Raw genomic sequence first — 16,925 nt, forward strand, 5'->3', positions numbered from 1 at the left:
AGTCCTTCTGTCTCGGTACGGAACATCACTCACGGCAGGTCAGGGGCAGGTTTGTTGGATTCTGCTCCATTGCTACCGGGACCCCGTGCTGACAGATTGACGAAAAGCGCGCAAAAAACGACGGCCGCGCACCCGGCCGGAGCGATCCGGCCGGTGACGTCCAACCGGTGACGTCCATCGCCGCCCGAGGATTCGCGACCCACCGATACACGGCCGATACACGCCCAAGCCGCCGCGGAAACACAGTGGCCACAGGATGGGCGCGGCAGGTTGTTGTAGTGTCGCCAGCGAGTCGTACACCTACTTTGGGAAGAGATGTCTGTTTCGGACAGCGAGAGTCCACCCTCGCTACTCCTCGTCGAGGACGACGAGGTGATCCGCAAGACGGTCGCGATGACCCTGGAGCGATACGGCTACGAGGTGTCCGCGGCCGGCGACGGCCTGACCGGGCTTGAGCTCTTCCGCGACGGGCGACACGACCTGCTGCTGCTCGACGTGATGCTGCCCGCGCTGGACGGCATCGGGCTGTGCCGGAAGGTGCGGGAGTCGAGCGTGGTGCCGATCTTGATGATGTCGGCCAGGGGCGACGCGCTCGACGTGGTTTCGGGGCTGGAGGCGGGTGCCGACGACTACGTCGTGAAGCCCGTCGACACGGCGGTGCTGGTGGCGCGGATCCGCTCGCTCCTGCGCCGCGCGGCGTTCGTCCCGCCCGCGCCCCCGGCCGAGCGGCCCCCCGAGCCGGTTGGCGCCTGCCTGGTCTTCGGGGACCTGAGCATCGACCCGCAGGGCCTTGAGGTGCGCCGGGCCGGCGAGCCGGTCGTCCTGGCACCCACCGAGTTGCGGCTGCTGCTGGAGTTCGCCGCCAACCCGGGGATCGTGCTCGACCGGCAGACGCTACTGCGCAACGTCTGGGACTACGGCTGGGACGGGGACAGCCGGGTCGTCGATCTGTGCGTGCAACGGCTGCGCAAGAAGATCGGCGCCGACCGGATCGAGACGGTCCGCGGTTTCGGCTACAAGCTGCCGCGCTGAGATGAGCCTCCTCACCTCGGCGCGCCATCTGCTGAACTGGCGCTCCCTGCGCTGGAAGATCGCCGCCCTGACCGCCGCCGTGGCGTGCGTGGTCGCGGCGGTGGTCGGGGTGCTCGCCCACCGGGTGACGTACGAATGGTCGCTCACGATCGGCCGGCAGCACGCCTACCGGGAACTCGAGGCCGACATCGCCGCGTACCGCAAAACCGGCGACACGGAGGGTTACCCCAACCTCGACGAGGCCCCCGAACCGCTGCTGAAGCAGCTGCGGAGGGGAGGGGAGGGGACCTCCTACTGGTACGACACCAGCAAGCCCGACCAGCCATGGATGTGGGCGGGGGAGGTCGTCAAGGGCGAGCCGCTGTTCGTGTCGATAGAGATGGGGGCGGAACTGCGCAGCCTCCAGGCGCTCGACCGCCACATCGTCATGGTCACGCTGGCCGCCCTCGCCGTCCTCGTTCCGCTGGCCGCCCTGGCCGCCGAACTGCCCAACCGGCGGCTGCGCCGGGTCGCCCGAACGGCGCGCCGCATCGCGGAGGGCGACCTGGACGCCAGGATCGGCGTGACAGGCCGGGAGGGAGATGAGATCGTCGAGATCGCCGCGGCGGTCGACTCGATGGCCGGCTCGCTGCAGCGGTGGCTCCTCAGCGAACAGCGTTTCACCGCCGACGTCGCCCACGAGCTGCGCACCCCGGTGATGGGCCTGATGACCTCGGCCGAACTGCTCCCGGACGGCGAGGTCACCGACCTGGTACGCGACCGAGTGCGGGTGCTGCGGACCCTGGTGGAGAACCTGCTGGAGATCTCCCGCCTCGACGCGGGCGCAGAGCGGGCCGACCGCGTGCCGGTGCCGCTCGGCGAGGTCGTCGAGGAGTCCGTACGGCGGACGGGACTCCAGGCGACGGTGACGGTGACCGGCGCGCCGGTCGCGGAGACCGATCCGCGCCGTCTGGACCGGATCATCGCCAACCTCGTCATCAACGCCCACCGGCACGGACGCCCTCCGGTGGAGGTCGCCGTGCACGGAACGACCATCGTCGTGCGCGATCACGGCCCCGGCTTCCCGGACGAGTTGCTGACCCACGGACCGCAGCGGTTCCGCACGGGAGCGGCCGAGCGCGGCCGGGGACACGGCCTCGGCCTGGCGATCGTCGTCGGTCAGGCCGGGGTCGTCGGCGCCGATCTCACACTCGCCAACGCCCCCGGTGGCGGCGCGGTCGCCGTCCTGTGCCTTCCCGAGAGCGCCCTGCGGGACTGACCCGGGCCGATTCGGGTCCGATGTCGACGCTCCTGGGCGTTTCCGCCTTCTTCAGCGGTCCTGGGATCTGCCCCATCTCGACGCGGAGAACGGCGCCGGGGGCCGGGAACGCACGCTGAGCATGATTGCGTACTACCTCCAAACCGGAGAAAGCCCCCGCTAGTAGGCTAAGACGGTCAATCTATGAGAAACACCTGCAGAATCATTGATCTTTCCGGAGTCGTCACTCCTCCTCCCCTATGATCAACGTTGCTCGACTTTGTGCCAGAACGGGAGGGAGTCGACGGGGTGGCGGGAATCGACTACAACTACGACGCGCTCGAGCAGTGCCGTACGACAGCCAAGAAGCTGGTCGGGAAGTTCGGCGAGCTGGGCGATCCGTATCCCGCCAAGGGGACCGACTCGACCGTGTTCGGCAGGCTGACCGACTCCTCCGCGCTCGCCACGGCCGTCGACGGGATCGAAAGGACGGTCGACGAGGAGCTCGCGAACGTCACCGGCAAGCTCAAGGACGTCGAGCGCGCCCTGAACGACATCGAGGACAACGTCCGCGCGGCCGACGCCGCCAACGGGGCCGGGTGACCGTGGGCACCCTGGAGCAGGTCTCCACGCTGCCGGGCGGCGGCGCGCTCCTCGACCTCGCGAACAAGGTGAACGCCGACGCCAACGCCGTCGGCGCCATCGCCACCCGCTGGCGCGGCACGGCGGGAAAGCTCGTCGAGCACGCCGGGACCCTCGGCGCCGCGGTCAACGCGGTCGACGAGGCCTGGAAGGGCGAGTCCGCCGACGCCTTCGGCGTCTACATGCGCAAGTACGGCAAGGCGGCGGACGCCCTCCACGACGCGCTGGCGAACTGCGCCAACTCCCTCGACACGGCGGCCGGGGTGCTGAGGAACTCCGAGTCGAAGGTCGGCACCGTCTGCTCAACCCTCCTCGACGACGTGGCCACCTACCGCTCCGGCAACCCCGACGCGAAGGAGAAGGACCTCCAGCCGCACATCGCCTCGCTGGTGAACACGGCCGTGGCCGACGCCCGCCCCCACGTGGAGGCCGCAGAAAAGGCCGTCACCCAGGCGCTCGCCGACGTCAGGAAGTACATGGGCGAACGGCAGCTCTCCTTCTCCGGCATCCCGGCACCCGGCGACCAGACGTTCGTGCCCGGCGTGGGCCGTACCGTCGTCTGGGAGAGGACCGTCGGCTACCGGCCCCACCTCGGGCCCGGCGGGAGTGCGGACGGCGGCGCCTCCGGCAGCGGTTTCGGCGGTTACGGGGCGAGCGGACCGCCGCCGCCCGGCGGTGGTCCCGCGCCGACCGGTCAGCTCAAGGAGTGGATCGACCAGGCGCTGGAGATCCTGAAGGCGCGGGGATACCCGGTGGAGAAGATGAACCCCAGCGACATCGCGATGATCATCCAGCACGAGTCAGGCGGCAACCCGCATGCGATCAACCTGTGGGACTCGAACGCGGCGGCGGGGCATCCGTCGAAGGGCCTGATGCAGACCATCGACCCGACCTTCAACAGCTACAAGCTGGCCGGGCACGACGACATCTACAACCCGGTCGACAACATCATCGCGGGAGTCCGCTACGCGATCAGTCGCTACGGCTCGGTCTCGAACGTGCCCGGCGTCGTCGGCTCCAAGACCGGCACCGGCTACGTCGGCTACTGACGCTCCCCGGCGGCTCGCGCCCGCCTCGGGCGGCCGGCCAGGACGGGCGCATGAGGCGGGCGGACCGGGGCGCCGCGAAGGGGTCGTGGATCTTCGCGGCGCCCGGCGTTCACCACGAACCGCAGGGTGCGTTGGACGGGGAATACGGCAGGTCAAGCACGCTGAGGTATCCCACGGCGTTGTCCTGGCTCCGGTCGATGACCAGGACCCAGGTGTAGTTCCCCTGGTAGAGCTCCCCGTAGATCCAGCAGACAGCGGCCAGATTGTCGCCGGGATGGGCGGTGAAGACGCGGTCGGGGATCGTGTTGATGAGGGGCATGTGGTGCACCCAGGCGTCGCGCAACGGGGAGACCTGCAGTCCGATGCCCATGGTGTGGACCCCGCCGCCGGAATCGGCGCCCTGCGTGCCCGTGCCCGCCGAGGGGGACGCGGAAGGCGCCGCCGCGTGCCCGGCGGCCGAATCGGCGTTCGCCGCGGCCGCCGTACCCGAGAACGCGAGAAACACGAGCCCGGCGGCCAATGCCCGACGCCACCCCCGCCGACCGCTCTCGGTCGTTTTCCTGTCACTCATACATACTTCTCCGCCCCGTGAAAAGGAATTGCTACGGCATTAATGACCGCATCGAGACGACTTTCGGCCCACCCTTTTCATTCCTGCCAATTACCGCCGTTTTAGCGCCACCGCCCACTCCGGCCCGTCAGGCGGGACGCCACTAGGCTGGGAGGATGAAGCTGACGAAGTTCGGGCACGCATGCGTCCGCCTTGAGAAAGGCGAGTCGGCCCTGGTGATCGATCCGGGGTCCTTCAGCGAGGAGTCCGCACTGGAGGGGGCGCGGGCCGTCCTCATCACCCACGAGCACTTCGACCACGTGGAGGCCGAGCGGCTGCGCAGGGCGGCCGAGGCCAACCCCGCGCTGGAGATCTGGACCAACGAGGCGGTCGCCGCCACGCTGGCCGACGTCCCGGCGAAGATCCAGGTCGTACGGCACGGCGACACCTTCGACACGGCGGGATTCGGGGTGAAGGCCGTCGGCGAGTGGCACGCGCCGAACCACCCGGACATGCCGATCGTCCGCAACGTCGGTTTCCTGGTGGACGAGGAGGTCTTCTACCCGGGCGACGCGCTCACTCCGCCCGGAGTCGAGGTGCCCACCCTGCTGGTGCCGACCAACGCGCCGTGGCTGAAGGCCTACGAGATGATCGAGTACCTCCGCGAGGTCCGCCCCGCCAGGGCCTACTCAACCCATGACGGCTTGCTCAACGACATCGGCCTCGGCCTCATCGACAGGTGGCTCGAGATGGAGTCCGACAAGCAGAAGGCGGAGATCCACCGCCTGAAGCCGGGCGAGTCCGTCATGCTGCCGTAGCCGGGGCATACCGCGGTTCCCCTCCCTGATCTACAGTCGCTACAGGCTGACGTTCACCTGTCCGAGTGATGATCGACCGGGTGCCAGGAGGCACGGCATGGATTCCAAGGAACTACGGCGGCGGTTCGAGACGCTGACGACCGCCCATCTGGCGGACGCGTGCATCCGCGCCCGGGTCCCGGTGCGCTGCGCCCCCGCACTTACCCGCGCCGTGGTGCCTGGCAGCCGTCTGGCCGGGCGGGTGTCCCCCGCCCGGCACGCCGGCAGCGTCGACGTCTTCCTGGAGGCGTTCGAGGAGGCCGCGCCCGGCGACGTGCTGGTGGTCGACAACGGCGGGCGGCTCGACGAGAGCTGCGTCGGCGACCTCGTGGTCCTGGAGGCCCAGGCCGCCGGGCTCGAAGGGGTCGTGATCTGGGGGCTGCACCGCGACACGGCCGACATACGGGCGATCGGGTTGCCGGTCTTCAGCCTGGGCTCGATCCCGACCGGTCCCCAGCGCCTGGACGAGCGCCCCGAGGGGGCACTGGAGTCCGCCGTCGTCGGCGACTGGACAGTCGGCCGTGACGATCTGGTCCTGGGCGACGACGACGGCGTGCTCTTCGTACCGGCCGACCGCGCCGAGGACCTCTTCACGCTCGCGGAGACGATCCGCGACACCGAGCGGCGCCAGGCCGAACGGATTCACGGGGGTGTCTCCCTGCGCGACCAGGTGGGGTTCGGCGCCTACCTCGCCCAGCGCGAGCAGACGCCCTCCCTGACCTTCCGTGACCACCTGCGGGCGGTCGGCGGGGCCATCGAGGAGTGACCCCACGCCCGGTGGCGGTGGGATCGCGCCGGACACCTCGGGCGCGACACCGCCGCCGTCTCAACCGCTCTCTCCCGCCGGGAACCGTTTACGTGATCAGACGACGGGCTCGGCGCCGGAGTTCGCCTCCGGCGCCTTCAGCCGCAAGGGGCGCGAGTTGGCGGCCAACCCGCACGCGGCCCTGACGTTCTACTGGCCGCGGCAGGGCCGTCAGATCCGCGTCCGCGGGACGGTCACGGCGACCGGCGCCGACCGCGGCGCGGCCGACTTCCTGGCGCGCTCACCCGCCTCGCGCGCCGAGGCGCTCACCGGCCGCCAGTCCCAGGTTCTCGACGATCCCGCCGAGGCCGAGGCCGCCCTGCGGGATGCCGAGAGCAGGCTCGCCGCCGACCCCGGTCTGGTCGCCGCCCCCGCCTTCCGGAGAGCACCGCCTGTCGCTGACCCGCGACGTCGTCCGGCTCGTCCTGCCAAACGCCTGGACCGACACCGGCGGGCGGCCACCCCTGCCGGTGACCGCCTCGGCGCACGGGGGCGGTCAGCTCAAGGTCAGCAGTTCCTCGTAGAAACCGCCGATGCCGCGTTCGCGGTCGACGAGGTGGATTTCGAGGATCCAGTGGCAGCGGCGCCCGAGGGTATCCAGTCGGCGCATGGTCATGTCGTTGCCGGGGGCGATGTAGCTGTGGACCTTGTCGCCGGCCACCTTCTCGTGGGGGAACTCACCCACGAGGTGGCCTGCGTGCGGGCCGCCGTATTCCCAGCCGGCCTCCTCGGACAACTGGTTCACGTACGCGAACAACGTCTCACCGGTGATGTCGGGCTGAGTGAGGAAGAACTGCTTGGCCTTGGTGAAGAGGGGCTCCAGTTCGTCTCGCAGGCGGTGCTTAACTGGATCATCACCCAGGACGAAGGTGCGTCCGAAGTCGGCCTCCCACTGGGAGAAGATCGGCCCGAAATCCAGGAAGGCGATGTCGTCCTCGCCGATGACCCGGTCGGGCGGGTTGTCGCGGTAGGGGTGCAAGGTGTTGGGGCCTGAGCGCACGATCCGTTTGTGCCAGTAACGGCTGACGCCGAAAAGGTCCGCGGCCAGGTCGCGTACCTGCGCGCTCACCACCGACTCCAGCACGCCGGGCCGCACCAGCCCGCGCTGCTCCACCTGCGCGAAAAGCTCCACGGCCTTGCCTTGAGCGTCCAGGAGGGCCACCGCTCGGGCTTCTTCATCCACCGTCTGCATGGCGCGACGCTATCACCGGCCATCACAGCCGCTTCGAAACGGGCTCGGCCTAGATCGGCGATGTCCGCCGTTCCGGGAGGGGGCTTCGCCCCGGCGGCGGAGTGATGATCGGCGCGTTCTACACTTCGGCGGGTAAGCCCACGCCGACACGGGAAGGAACGTCCGTTGTCCGAGGCCACTGCGGACCGCACATATCTGTTCTCCTACGGGACGCTGCGGCAGCGCGAGGTGCAGGTGTCGACCTTCGGCAGGGAGCTGGACGGCAGAGCGGACGTGCTGTGCGGCTACACGTTGTCGATGGTGGCGATCACCGACCCCGGCGTCGTCGCGGTCAGCGGCGCCGACCGCCATCCGATCGTGCGCGCGACGGGCGATCCCGCCCACCAGGTCGAGGGAACGGTGTTCGAGATCACCACCACGGAGCTGGCGGCCGCCGACGACTACGAGGTGGCCGACTACCAGCGGGCGCTGGTGACGCTCGCCTCGGGCGTGCGCGCCTGGGTCTACACCGCCCCCTGAGCCCGGGCCCGGGGAAACCGCGCCCGCCCGGCGACGCGTGGTGAACCCCGCCCGGCGACGCGTGGTGAACAAGGTGTTCGCATCGCAGAAGGGACGACATCGATGATCGCCACTGCCGCCGGAGACTTCGACTACGACACCCATGGCCATGGGTATGCCGTGCAGCGTCGCACCGACCCGCGCATCGCCGCCTACGTCCATGCCGCGCTCGGCGATGCCCGTACCGTCGTCAATGTCGGTGCCGGGGCGGGCTCCTACGAACCGGACGACCGCTACGTGCTGGCCGTTGAGCCGTCGGCGGCCATGCGGGCGCAACGCCCGGCCACCGCGGTCCCGGCCCTGGAGGCGACCGCCGAGGCGCGCGGCGTCGGCCGCCTGAGAGACGATCTCGCCTCCGGGGCGTGGGACGCCAGGTATGGCGCGTTGCGCAGCCAGCCGGAGTTCGTCGGCTCGTTACGCCTCATCGTCGGCCACCCCCGAAGGAAGCAGTCCCCGTCTTCCATGGGAAGAGCCGGGGATTCGGCCCGGTGCAGGGCGACGAACGGCTTGGCGACGCCGCGCCGGAGGACCGGCTTTTCCGGCCCGCCCTCCGGGCGGCTGCTCCGCGCTCTCAGTCCTTCACCGCCAGGATCAGGTCGGAGGCCTTGATCACCGCGATCACCTCGCTGCCCTGCGACAGGCTCAGCTCCCGCGCGGCCTCGGTGGTGATCGAGGCCACCAGCCGCACCCCACCGGCGTCCAGCTCCACATTCGCCGTCGCCTCACCGTGGGTCACGGCGGTGACCCTCGCCGGAATCTTGTTACGCGCGCTCAACCGCATGACAACCACTCCCCGATCGACATCGTTCATCGCCTGTCCCCTTCCCCGACAAGGCGTCGCTCAGGCCGGCACGCCACCGACATCCCTCTTGGAGGCCCTCCACATCGAGTGCTGGACATTGGATGAGGCCGAGGTCGAGCTGTTTACGACCACACCGAGACCGTGCCGATCGAGCATGTGGCGCCCGAGGACTGGCAGGAGGCGGTGGTCGACGACCGCGGCCGGATCGAGCGCATCCCGTACGAGCTGTGCGTACTGGTCTCGCTGCGCAAGGCGATCCGCCGACGGGAGATGACGTCGCCCATGTCACCGGCGACGACACCATCTGAAATCTCACGTTCTGCGAGCGGCGCACGTCTACCAGCTAGGAGAAGGGAAACGCAGATGAGCACTCGACACATCGTGATCGAGACCCGCCTTGGACCGATCACGCTCGTTGCAAAGGGCGAGACGATTGCCGGCCTGTACTTCAGGCACCACGTCCGTCGGCCTTCGCAGGAGACGTTCGGCCCCGAGGTGGCCGACTCGACGGACCCGCTGCTGAACGAAGCTGCCCGACAGCTGCGCCACTACCTGGCGGGTCGACGTAAGCAGTTCGATCTTCCGCTCGCCGCCGAGGGGGACGTGTTCCAGCACACTGTCTGGGACATCGTGAAGAGCATTCAGTGCGGTGACACGACCACCTACGGTCGTATCGCCGAGCAGGTCAGAGACCGCAGTCTCGCGCAACGGGTCGGACAGGCCGTGGGTGCGAACCCGCTGTGCATCTTCGTGCCGTGCCACCGCGTCGTCGGCTCCAATGGTTCCCTCACCGGATACGCCGGCGGACTGGAGCGCAAGCAGGCGCTGCTGAAGCTTGAGGAGCCGCCTGCGGTCAGCGCTGGACGGTTGTTCTGACCGGAAAACTCACGTTTGCCACTGACAAGCATGTCTTCAATGGGATGGACATGAAACAACCATTCGAGAACGTAGTCGCGCAGCACGGCGCAACCGTGCTGCGCGTCTGCCGGATCGTCCTCGGCCCGCACGACGCGGACGACGCATGGTCGGAGACCTTCCTCTCCGCCATGCGCGCCTATCCCGACCTGCCTGAGACGGCGAACGTGGAGGCATGGCTCGTGACGATCGCGCATCGCAAGGCGATCGACGTGCTGCGTGTCGCGAAGAGGAATCCCCTACCGATCGACGAGGTACCGGAAGCACCGACAGGGCAGGGCATCCCGGACTCTGGGGACTCTGACCTGTGGGCCGCGGTGAAAGGGCTCCCGAGCAAACAACGCCAGGCTGTCGCCTACCGCTATGTGGCGGGGCTGGCATACGCCGAGATCGCAGAGATCCTCGGCGGCACTGTTGAGGCGGCCCGAAGAGCCGCCGCAGACGGGCTCAAGAATCTCAGGAAGAAATATCCGGGCGCGATCACGAAAGGAGCATCATCATGAACGACATTCGCCACGATGACGACATGACCGCCCTGCTGTCGACGCCTGTGGATGCCGGCACTCTCAGTCGGCTCCACCACCGTCTGGAGCAGGCGGTAGAGCGAGCCGATCTCCTCGATGTCGCTTACACCACCATCGACTCACCTGTCGGCAAGTTGCTGCTCGCCGCCACCCCGAAAGGGCTGGTCCGCGTGGCGTACGCCGGCGAGGACCACGATCGAGTCCTGGAGACCCTCGGCCAGAAGCTTAGCCCGCGCATCCTGCGCGCCCCGAAGCGGCTGGACGAAGCGGCTCGCGAGATCGACGAGTACTTCGCCAAGCACCGCCAGGTCTTCGACCTGACGCTGGACCTGTCCCTGTCTCGCGGATTCCGGCGCCTCGTGCAGACGCATCTGCCCGAGATCGGGTACGGCCAGACCCGCAGCTACCGAGACATGGCCGAGCTCGTCGGCAACCCCAAGGCCGTCCGAGCGGTGGGCACCGCCTGTGCGACCAACCCGCTGCCGATCGTCGTCCCGTGCCACCGCGTGCTGCGTACCGACGGCACGCTCGGCGGTTACATCGGCGGGCTCGAGGCCAAGACCACGCTGCTGAACCTGGAGGCCGCAACATGAGCACCGGGAAGGCGGCCAGGAGGAAGACGGATCGGTGGTACAGCCGCGTCGAGTCCGGCGACTGGGAGGCGATCACCACAGAGGTCAACGAGTACGGCGGCGCACTGCTGCCGCAACTGCTGACCCCGGAGGAGACCGTGGAGATCAGGGAGCTGTACGAGCAGGACGGCCTGTTCCGCAGCACCGTCAACATGGGCCGGCACCGCTTCGGTGAGGGCCAGTACCGATACTTCAACGCGCCGTATCCGGAACCGATCGAGCGGCTCAAGCAGGCGCTGTATCCGCGACTGCTTCCCATCGCCCGCGACTGGTGGACCAAGCTCGGCCGGCCCGCACCGTGGCCGGACTCGCTTGATGAGTGGCTTCAGATGTGCCACGACGCCGGCCAGACGAAGTCTTCGGCGATCCTGCTCCACTACGGCGAGAAGGATTGGAACGCTCTGCATCGCGACCTGTACGGCGACCTCGTGTTCCCGTTGCAGGTCGTGATCAACCTCAACGAGCCCGGCGTGGATCATACGGGTGGCGAGTTCCTGCTGCTGGAACAGCGCCCGCGCGCCCAGTCTCGGGGCACGGCCACGCTGCTGCCGCACGGTCACGGATACCTCTTCACCACCCGCGACCGACCCGTCAGGTCCGCCCGCGGATGGTCCGCCGCGCCGGTTCGGCACGGCGTATCCGCCATCCGGTCCGGCGAACGTCACACCCTCGCTCTCGTCTTCCATGACGCCGCATGAGCGACGCAACGAAGCCGTACATCCTTGTGGGGGCAGACGGCTGTCCCTATCGGTCTGTGGTCAAGGGGCTGTGGGGCGGCCATCGCGGCTCGAAGATCTACGGGCGACTCGACTGTCTCGCCGCGCTGCGCGCCGTCGCTCGCGGTGGCTACGTGAAGCACCGGGTCTTCTTCGCTGACGAGGCCACGGCGGTCGCCGCCGGGTTCCGCCCCTGCGGAGCCTGCTGCAGGGACCACTTTCAGAAGTGGAAGAGCGCCAGAGAGAACGGTGAACGATGGAAGCCCTGACCAGCCCCTTGCTGAAGGCGTCAGCGAGTTGTGACGCGGACCTGACGGCTACGGATGCCGAGGTCGCGACCGTCATCAGAATTGCTCGCGACCGCTGTGCCCGCAATATCGTGATCGGCTCCGGCCGCACCCCTCACGCCCTTGCGACCTCACGCCTGATCGAATCGGCCTGGGATCGCACAGGAGGCGGAACTCTCGACACGATCACCGGCCCGAGGCCGGGGCCTCCTGGCTGCGTCACGCGTCACGGTTCGCCGCCGCCGACCCCGACCTGTGGGTGATGGTCGGGCCGGCAACCGGTTGGGCACAGATGACCCGGCGGCTGCTGTGGTCGACTCCCTGGAGCCCCGCACGCACCCTCGCGACCGCCGGAATCGGCGACCCGCGCACTCTCGCACTCGTCGGACTGACCAATCTGGACGGCCTGGCCGGCGCAAGCGCAGACGGTACCGCCTGGCTCGTTGCGCACGCTTCCCTCGTGCACCTCACACACACGGAGGGCAAGCGATGACAGCGCTGTTCACTCCGGAGATCCCCGAGCGTGACGGGGGAGAGATCACCCCGGGCGCCACCCTGGTCCCTGATTGGCTGACTCGGGAACAGCAGAAATGGATCGTGGATCAGTTCCACGAGTGGGTGCAAGGCCCTGTCCCCATCCGCGCCGCGAAGGTCCGCGGACACGAGATGTCGGTGCGCACCGTATGTCTGGGCTGGCACTGGCGACCGTACGAGTACACGCGAGAGGCCACCGACGTGAACGGCGCCCGTGTCCTCCCGTTCCCCGACTGGATGATCCGCCTGGGACGACAAGCCCTCAAGGCCACCGGCCACGACGCAGCCGCGATCCGCTCCTATACGCCCGACACCGCGCTGGTGAACTACTACGACGCACAGGCCCGCTTGGGAATGCACCAAGACAAGGACGAGATCTCCCGCGCCCCGGTCGTATCGCTGTCCATCGGCGATAGCTGCACGTTCCGATTCGGCAACACGGAAAGCCGCGGCAGACCCTATACCGACGTGCTGCTGGCCTCCGGCGACCTCTTCGTCTTCGGCGGACCCGCCCGACTGGCCTACCACGGTGTCACCAAGGTGCACGAGAGCACCGCCCCCGAGGGATGCGGCATCAGTCGTGGCCGGATCAACATCACGATGCGCATGACCGGGCTTGACGGGTGATCGAATGACACAGGACGCAAGCAGCACCACTGCCGACCCCGGCGTCGTCGTCGGGGACGACGGGCTCGCCCGGCCCGCATGGGCAGCCGCTGCCCCTCTGCTGCGTGACTACTACGACACAGAGTGGGGCATGCCGGTCACGGACGAACGCGGCGTCTACGAGCGCGTCAGTCTCGAAGGATTTCAGGCGGGTCTGTCCTGGGCAACGATCCTCCGCAAGCGACCCGCGTTCCGTGCGGCGTTCGACAACTTCCTCCCGGACACGATCGCTGCGTACACCGAGACCGATGTCGAGCGGTTGATGGCCGACGTCGGCATCGTGCGCAACCGGCAGAAGATCCAGGCGACCATCACCAACGCCCGCGCCACCGTCATGCTGCGTGAGGAGATGGGCCTGGCCGAGCTGGTGTGGTCCTTCCGCCCCGAGAGCACGCCCTGCCCCCGGACCTTTGCAGAGATCCCCACGAAGTCCGCCGAGTCGGTCGCATTGTCAAAGGAGCTGCGCCGACGCGGATTCGCCTTCGTCGGCCCGACCACCATGTACGCGCTCATGGAGGCGATCGGCATCGTCGACACCCATCTGCTCGGCTCGCATCGACGGGGCAGCTCTGGAATCTGGACATCGTGACCCTCCTACACCTGATCCCGAACGGTCCCACTGACGTTGAGATCGCCCTACAGATGTTGGGCCCACGCGATCCCAGGACCCGAAGAGTCGATCCCGGGCCGCACCTACACTGGAAGCGGGTCACATCGCCGCGGTCCCGCTCACCCCGCCTTGGCGATCGTGGCCGACCCGATCACGGTGTCCTCCAGATAGAACACGGCGGCCTGACCAGCGGCGACCCCGGTCGCGGGGGTGTCGAGCGCGATGTGGACCTCGTCCCCGGAGAGCTGGACGCGGCAGCCGTAGACCTCTCCGTGGGCGCGCAGCTGAACCGTGCAGGCCAGCGGCTCGTACGGCTCCGCGGCGGGCCCGTTCCACACGGGACGCCCGGCCACGATGGTGCCGACCTCGAGGGCCGAGCGCGGGCCGACCGTGACCGTGTTGGAGACGGGCTCGATGGACAGCACGTAGCGCGGACGGCCGTCCGGGGCGGGACGGTCGATGTGCAGGCCCTTACGCTGGCCGACGGTGAAACCGTACGCCCCCTCATGACTGCCGACCACCTCGCCGGACTCGTCGACGATCGGGCCCTGGGCCGCGCCGAGACGCCGCTCAAGGAAACCCCGCGTGTCACCGTCGGCGATGAAGCAGATGTCGTGGCTGTCGGGCTTGTCGGCGACCATGAGCCCGCGCCGCGCCGCCTCCTCACGGACCTGCGCCTTGGTCGAGTCGCCCAGTGGGAAGATCGCGTGCTTGAGCTGCTCCCTGGTGAGCACGCCGAGCACGTAGGACTGGTCCTTGCCCTCGTCGGGACTACGGCTCAGCACGCCGTCGACGATCCGGGCGTGGTGCCCGGTGACCACCGCGTCGAAGCCGAGCGCGAGGGCACGGTCCAGGACCGCCTCGAACTTGATCTTCTCGTTGCAGCGCAGGCACGGGTTGGGCGTACGGCCCGCGGCATACTCGCTGACGAAGTCCTCGACCACGTCACGATGGAACCGCTCGGCCATGTCCCAGATGTAGAAGGGGATGCCGATCACGTCGGCGGCCCTGCGCGCGTCCCGGGAGTCCTCGATCGTGCAGCACCCTCTGGCACCGGTCCGATACGACTGCGGGTTCGAGGACAGGGCGAGGTGCACGCCGGTGACATCGTGACCGGCCTCGGCGACGCGGGCGGCCGCCACCGCTGAGTCGACGCCGCCGGACATGGCGGCAAGCACGCGAAGTCTCATAACACCCTTGAGCGTACCCGCGTCGGCGCACACATCGTCGGGCCGGGAGCATACGACGGACGCGCGCCGCCCTCAGACCGAACCGGCACGGCGGACGCGCCACCCTCAGACCGAACCGGCACGGCGGGCACGCGCCATCGTCAAACCGAGCCGGTGCGGCGGGCACGCGCCGTCGCCGGATCAGACGGCGTGATGGACGCGTGCCACCGTCAGGTCAGACCGGCGCGGCGGGCGCGCTCGACGACCAGGGCGATGACGTCGGCCACCCGGTCCACATCCGGCTCTGTCGAGGTGTGACCGAGGGAGAAGCGGAGCGAGCCCCGCGCCCTGACGGCGTCCGCGCCCATGGCGAGCAGGACGTGGGAGGGCTGGGCGACGCCCGCGGAGCACGCCGAGCCCGTCGAACACTCGACGCCCTTGGCGTCCAGGAGCATGAGCAACGCGTCACCCTCGCAGCCGGGGAAGGAGAAGTGCGCGTTGCCGGGGAGCCGGTTCACCGGGTCGCCGTTGAGGATCACGTCGGGAACGGCCTGGCGGATCTTGCGGATCAGGGCGTCGCGGAGCCCGGTCAGCCGCGCCGCGGTCTCCGCCTGACGGGCGACCGCGGTCTGCACCGCCGCGGCGAGACCGGCCACGGAGGGAGCGTCGATCGTGCCGGAGCGCACGTCGCGTTCCTGGCCGCCGCCGTGCAGCACCGGCACCGGGTCGACGCCCCTGGCCAGCAGCAGCGCGCCGACCCCCATCGGGCCGCCGACCTTGTGCCCGGAGAGCGTGAGCGCGTCGACGCCGGAGTCGGCGAACGCGACGGGAAGCTGACCGACGGCCTGGACCGCGTCGGTGTGGAAGGGGATGCCGTGGTCACGGGCGATCGCCGCGAGCACTCGCACCGGTTGCACGGTGCCGACCTCGTTGTTGGCCCACATGACGCTGACCAGGGCGACGCTGTCGGGGTCACGCTCGATGGCCGTGCGAAGGGTCTGCGGGTGCACCCGGCCGAACTCGTCCACGTCGAGCAGTTCGACGACGGCGTTCTGGCGGTCGCCCAGCCAGTGCGCGGGATCGAGCGCGGCGTGGTGCTCGACGGCGCTGACCAGGATGCGGGTCGCGCCTTTGGCTCTGCGCGCCCAGTAAAGGCCCTTGATGGCCAGGTTGTCGGCCTCGGTGCCCCCGGAGGTGAACACGACCTCGCTTGGCCGGGCCCCGAGCGCGTCGGCGACGCTTTCGCGCGACTCCTCGACGACCTGGCGCGCGCGTCGGCCTGCGGTGTGCAGCGACGACGCGTTGCCGACCCGCCCGAGCTGGGCCGTCATAGCCTCGATCGCCTCGGGAAGCATCGGCGTGGTCGCCGCGTGATCGAGATAGGCGGACTCCACTACCGCACTTCCCTTCCCCAGATCGCTTGTGGCTCTCCAAGGGTATCCGTGCTCCGCGAGGAGCCCACCCCCCGGTTTGACCACTAAACCGTCCAGCCGGTACAGTAAGACGCATGAGACGGGAAGAGCTTTTGGACGCGGCAGAGGATCTGCTGTGCAACCAGGGCTCTCAGGCGCTCACCCTGTCAGCCGTCGCCGAGCGCGCCGGATGCAGCAAAGGCGGCCTGCTCTACCACTTCGGCACGAAGGAAGCCCTGATCAAGGGCATGGTCGAGCGGCTGATCGAGGATTTCGACCAGCTCGTCGCCCAGCAGGGCCACGACACCTACACCAAGAATTATCTGGACGCGACGTTCGCCGCCGTGCGAAGCGGCAGGCTGCGACGTTGGGCCGTGGTCACCAGCGCCTCGGGCAACCTCTACCTGCTCGCCCCACTGCGTGAGGCGATGGCCCGCTGGCACCGCGAGGGGCTCGACAGCGAGCCCGACCCCATGGCGGCGCAGATTGTGCGCCTCGCCTGCGAGGGGCTGTGGGACCTGGCGAGCCATGACCCCGGGCTCTACGACGACGAGCGTTACACGGAGCTGAAGCAGCGCCTGCTGGCCCTGCTGTCCGCCTGACGACCGACCGGGCCCTGACAACCAGGCTCTGACAGCCGATCCCTGACGCCTGGTCGGCGGGCAGGCCCTCATCCATGGCGGTTGAGTGCAGCCGGTCCACGTCCACGGCCAGCACGACCTGGCGGGTGTAGGTG

General features: G+C 69.0%; 22 protein-coding genes and 1 pseudogene. 17 read left to right on the forward strand and 6 right to left on the reverse strand.

The genetic code is table 11. The features are described 5' to 3' along the window. Positions 1-315: 315 nt before the first annotated feature. The 4 genes from cseB (at position 316) to AB0395_RS37375 (ending at position 3,960) form a co-directional block, all read left to right on the forward strand. Complete coding sequence (gene cseB, locus AB0395_RS37360) at positions 316-1,032, forward strand: two-component system response regulator CseB (protein WP_366289405.1); 717 nt, start codon at positions 316-318, stop codon at positions 1,030-1,032. Position 1,033: 1 nt separating this feature from the next. Next, complete coding sequence (locus AB0395_RS37365; protein WP_366289407.1) at positions 1,034-2,290, forward strand: HAMP domain-containing sensor histidine kinase; 1,257 nt, start codon at positions 1,034-1,036, stop codon at positions 2,288-2,290. Between the two features lie 261 nt (positions 2,291-2,551). Continuing rightward, positions 2,552-2,872 carry a hypothetical protein gene (locus AB0395_RS37370; protein WP_366289409.1) on the forward strand — a complete coding sequence of 107 codons (321 nt, stop codon included), beginning with the start codon at positions 2,552-2,554 and terminating at the stop codon, positions 2,870-2,872. Beyond that, positions 2,869-3,960 carry a transglycosylase SLT domain-containing protein gene (locus AB0395_RS37375; RefSeq protein WP_366289411.1) on the forward strand — a complete coding sequence of 364 codons (1,092 nt, stop codon included), beginning with the start codon at positions 2,869-2,871 and terminating at the stop codon, positions 3,958-3,960. The genes AB0395_RS37370 and AB0395_RS37375 overlap by 4 nt, the downstream gene beginning before the upstream one ends. A gap of 109 nt (positions 3,961-4,069) precedes the next feature. On the opposite strand, the gene AB0395_RS37380 is transcribed toward AB0395_RS37375, so the two are convergent. Continuing rightward, positions 4,070-4,531, reverse strand: a complete 462-nt coding sequence (locus AB0395_RS37380) for a hypothetical protein (protein WP_366289413.1) — start codon at positions 4,529-4,531, stop codon at positions 4,070-4,072. Between the two features lie 155 nt (positions 4,532-4,686). Between AB0395_RS37380 and AB0395_RS37385 the strand changes: the two genes are divergently transcribed. From AB0395_RS37385 to AB0395_RS37395, 3 genes and pseudogenes are all read left to right on the forward strand, one after another. Continuing rightward, positions 4,687-5,328, forward strand: coding sequence for an MBL fold metallo-hydrolase (locus AB0395_RS37385; protein ID WP_366289416.1), 642 nt, complete (start codon positions 4,687-4,689; stop codon positions 5,326-5,328). 97 nt (positions 5,329-5,425) lie between these two features. Then, positions 5,426-6,133 carry an RraA family protein gene (locus tag AB0395_RS37390; RefSeq protein WP_366289419.1) on the forward strand — a complete coding sequence of 236 codons (708 nt, stop codon included), beginning with the start codon at positions 5,426-5,428 and terminating at the stop codon, positions 6,131-6,133. Beyond that, positions 6,093-6,362 (forward strand): annotated as a pseudogene (locus tag AB0395_RS37395) (pyridoxamine 5'-phosphate oxidase family protein); the annotation flags it as partial. The gene AB0395_RS37390 and the pseudogene AB0395_RS37395, both read left to right, overlap by 41 nt. A 51-nt stretch (positions 6,363-6,413) precedes the next feature. Here AB0395_RS37395 and AB0395_RS37400 read toward each other — a convergent pair. Both AB0395_RS37400 and AB0395_RS37405 read right to left on the reverse strand, forming a co-directional pair. After that, positions 6,414-6,620, reverse strand: coding sequence for a hypothetical protein (locus AB0395_RS37400; protein ID WP_366289421.1), 207 nt, complete (start codon positions 6,618-6,620; stop codon positions 6,414-6,416). A gap of 48 nt (positions 6,621-6,668) precedes the next feature. Further along, the gene (locus tag AB0395_RS37405; RefSeq protein WP_366289423.1) at positions 6,669-7,364 is read right to left on the reverse strand and encodes a M24 family metallopeptidase; all 696 of its coding nucleotides are present in this window, start codon (positions 7,362-7,364) and stop codon (positions 6,669-6,671) included. Between the two features lie 165 nt (positions 7,365-7,529). On the opposite strand from AB0395_RS37405, the gene AB0395_RS37410 reads away from it, so the two are divergent. Both AB0395_RS37410 and AB0395_RS37415 read left to right on the forward strand, forming a co-directional pair. After that, on the forward strand, positions 7,530-7,883 hold the full coding sequence (locus tag AB0395_RS37410; protein ID WP_366289425.1) for a gamma-glutamylcyclotransferase family protein: 354 nt from the start codon (positions 7,530-7,532) through the stop codon (positions 7,881-7,883). 102 nt (positions 7,884-7,985) lie between these two features. Beyond that, positions 7,986-8,531, forward strand: a complete 546-nt coding sequence (locus AB0395_RS37415) for a hypothetical protein (protein WP_366289428.1) — start codon at positions 7,986-7,988, stop codon at positions 8,529-8,531. Here AB0395_RS37415 and AB0395_RS37420 read toward each other — a convergent pair. Next, on the reverse strand, positions 8,494-8,733 hold the full coding sequence (locus AB0395_RS37420) for a TOBE domain-containing protein (protein ID WP_366289430.1): 240 nt from the start codon (positions 8,731-8,733) through the stop codon (positions 8,494-8,496). The two genes, AB0395_RS37415 and AB0395_RS37420, sit on opposite strands and share 38 nt — an antisense overlap. 132 nt (positions 8,734-8,865) lie before the next feature. Here AB0395_RS37420 and AB0395_RS37425 point away from each other — a divergent pair, with 132 nt between their 5' ends. From AB0395_RS37425 to AB0395_RS37455, 7 genes are all read left to right on the forward strand, one after another. Further along, entirely contained in the window at positions 8,866-9,600 is a 735-nt protein-coding gene (locus AB0395_RS37425; protein WP_366289433.1) for a methylated-DNA--[protein]-cysteine S-methyltransferase, read from the forward strand. A 50-nt stretch (positions 9,601-9,650) separates the two neighbouring features. Next, positions 9,651-10,142 carry an RNA polymerase sigma factor gene (locus AB0395_RS37430; protein WP_366289436.1) on the forward strand — a complete coding sequence of 164 codons (492 nt, stop codon included), beginning with the start codon at positions 9,651-9,653 and terminating at the stop codon, positions 10,140-10,142. Then, positions 10,139-10,756: a methylated-DNA--[protein]-cysteine S-methyltransferase gene (locus AB0395_RS37435; protein ID WP_366289438.1), complete on the forward strand. Its 618-nt coding sequence runs from the start codon at positions 10,139-10,141 to the stop codon at positions 10,754-10,756. Before AB0395_RS37430 ends, AB0395_RS37435 begins: the two co-directional genes overlap by 4 nt. Then, positions 10,753-11,493: a 2OG-Fe(II) oxygenase gene (locus tag AB0395_RS37440; RefSeq protein WP_366289441.1), complete on the forward strand. Its 741-nt coding sequence runs from the start codon at positions 10,753-10,755 to the stop codon at positions 11,491-11,493. Before AB0395_RS37435 ends, AB0395_RS37440 begins: the two co-directional genes overlap by 4 nt. Beyond that, on the forward strand, positions 11,490-11,780 hold the full coding sequence (locus AB0395_RS37445; RefSeq protein WP_366289443.1) for an Ada metal-binding domain-containing protein: 291 nt from the start codon (positions 11,490-11,492) through the stop codon (positions 11,778-11,780). The genes AB0395_RS37440 and AB0395_RS37445 overlap by 4 nt, the downstream gene beginning before the upstream one ends. A gap of 507 nt (positions 11,781-12,287) precedes the next feature. Next, positions 12,288-12,959: an alpha-ketoglutarate-dependent dioxygenase AlkB gene (locus tag AB0395_RS37450; protein ID WP_366289446.1), complete on the forward strand. Its 672-nt coding sequence runs from the start codon at positions 12,288-12,290 to the stop codon at positions 12,957-12,959. Positions 12,960-12,963: 4 nt separating this feature from the next. Next, the gene (locus tag AB0395_RS37455) at positions 12,964-13,587 is read left to right on the forward strand and encodes a DNA-3-methyladenine glycosylase I (RefSeq protein ID WP_366289449.1); all 624 of its coding nucleotides are present in this window, start codon (positions 12,964-12,966) and stop codon (positions 13,585-13,587) included. Positions 13,588-13,727: 140 nt separating this feature from the next. On the opposite strand, the gene mnmA is transcribed toward AB0395_RS37455, so the two are convergent. Together mnmA and AB0395_RS37465 are read right to left on the reverse strand one after the other, a co-directional pair. Next, a complete protein-coding gene (gene mnmA / locus AB0395_RS37460; RefSeq protein ID WP_366289451.1) occupies positions 13,728-14,798 on the reverse strand; it encodes a tRNA 2-thiouridine(34) synthase MnmA in 1,071 nt (356 codons plus the stop codon). Positions 14,799-15,007: 209 nt separating this feature from the next. Then, positions 15,008-16,171, reverse strand: a complete 1,164-nt coding sequence (locus tag AB0395_RS37465; protein ID WP_366289454.1) for a cysteine desulfurase family protein — start codon at positions 16,169-16,171, stop codon at positions 15,008-15,010. A 113-nt stretch (positions 16,172-16,284) separates the two neighbouring features. On the opposite strand from AB0395_RS37465, the gene AB0395_RS37470 reads away from it, so the two are divergent. Further along, the gene (locus tag AB0395_RS37470; protein WP_366289456.1) at positions 16,285-16,791 is read left to right on the forward strand and encodes a TetR/AcrR family transcriptional regulator; all 507 of its coding nucleotides are present in this window, start codon (positions 16,285-16,287) and stop codon (positions 16,789-16,791) included. Positions 16,792-16,925 lie beyond the last annotated feature (134 nt).

The sequence above is a fragment of the Streptosporangium sp. NPDC051023 genome, from assembly GCF_040689595.1.
Lineage (GTDB): Bacteria > Actinomycetota > Actinomycetes > Streptosporangiales > Streptosporangiaceae > Streptosporangium.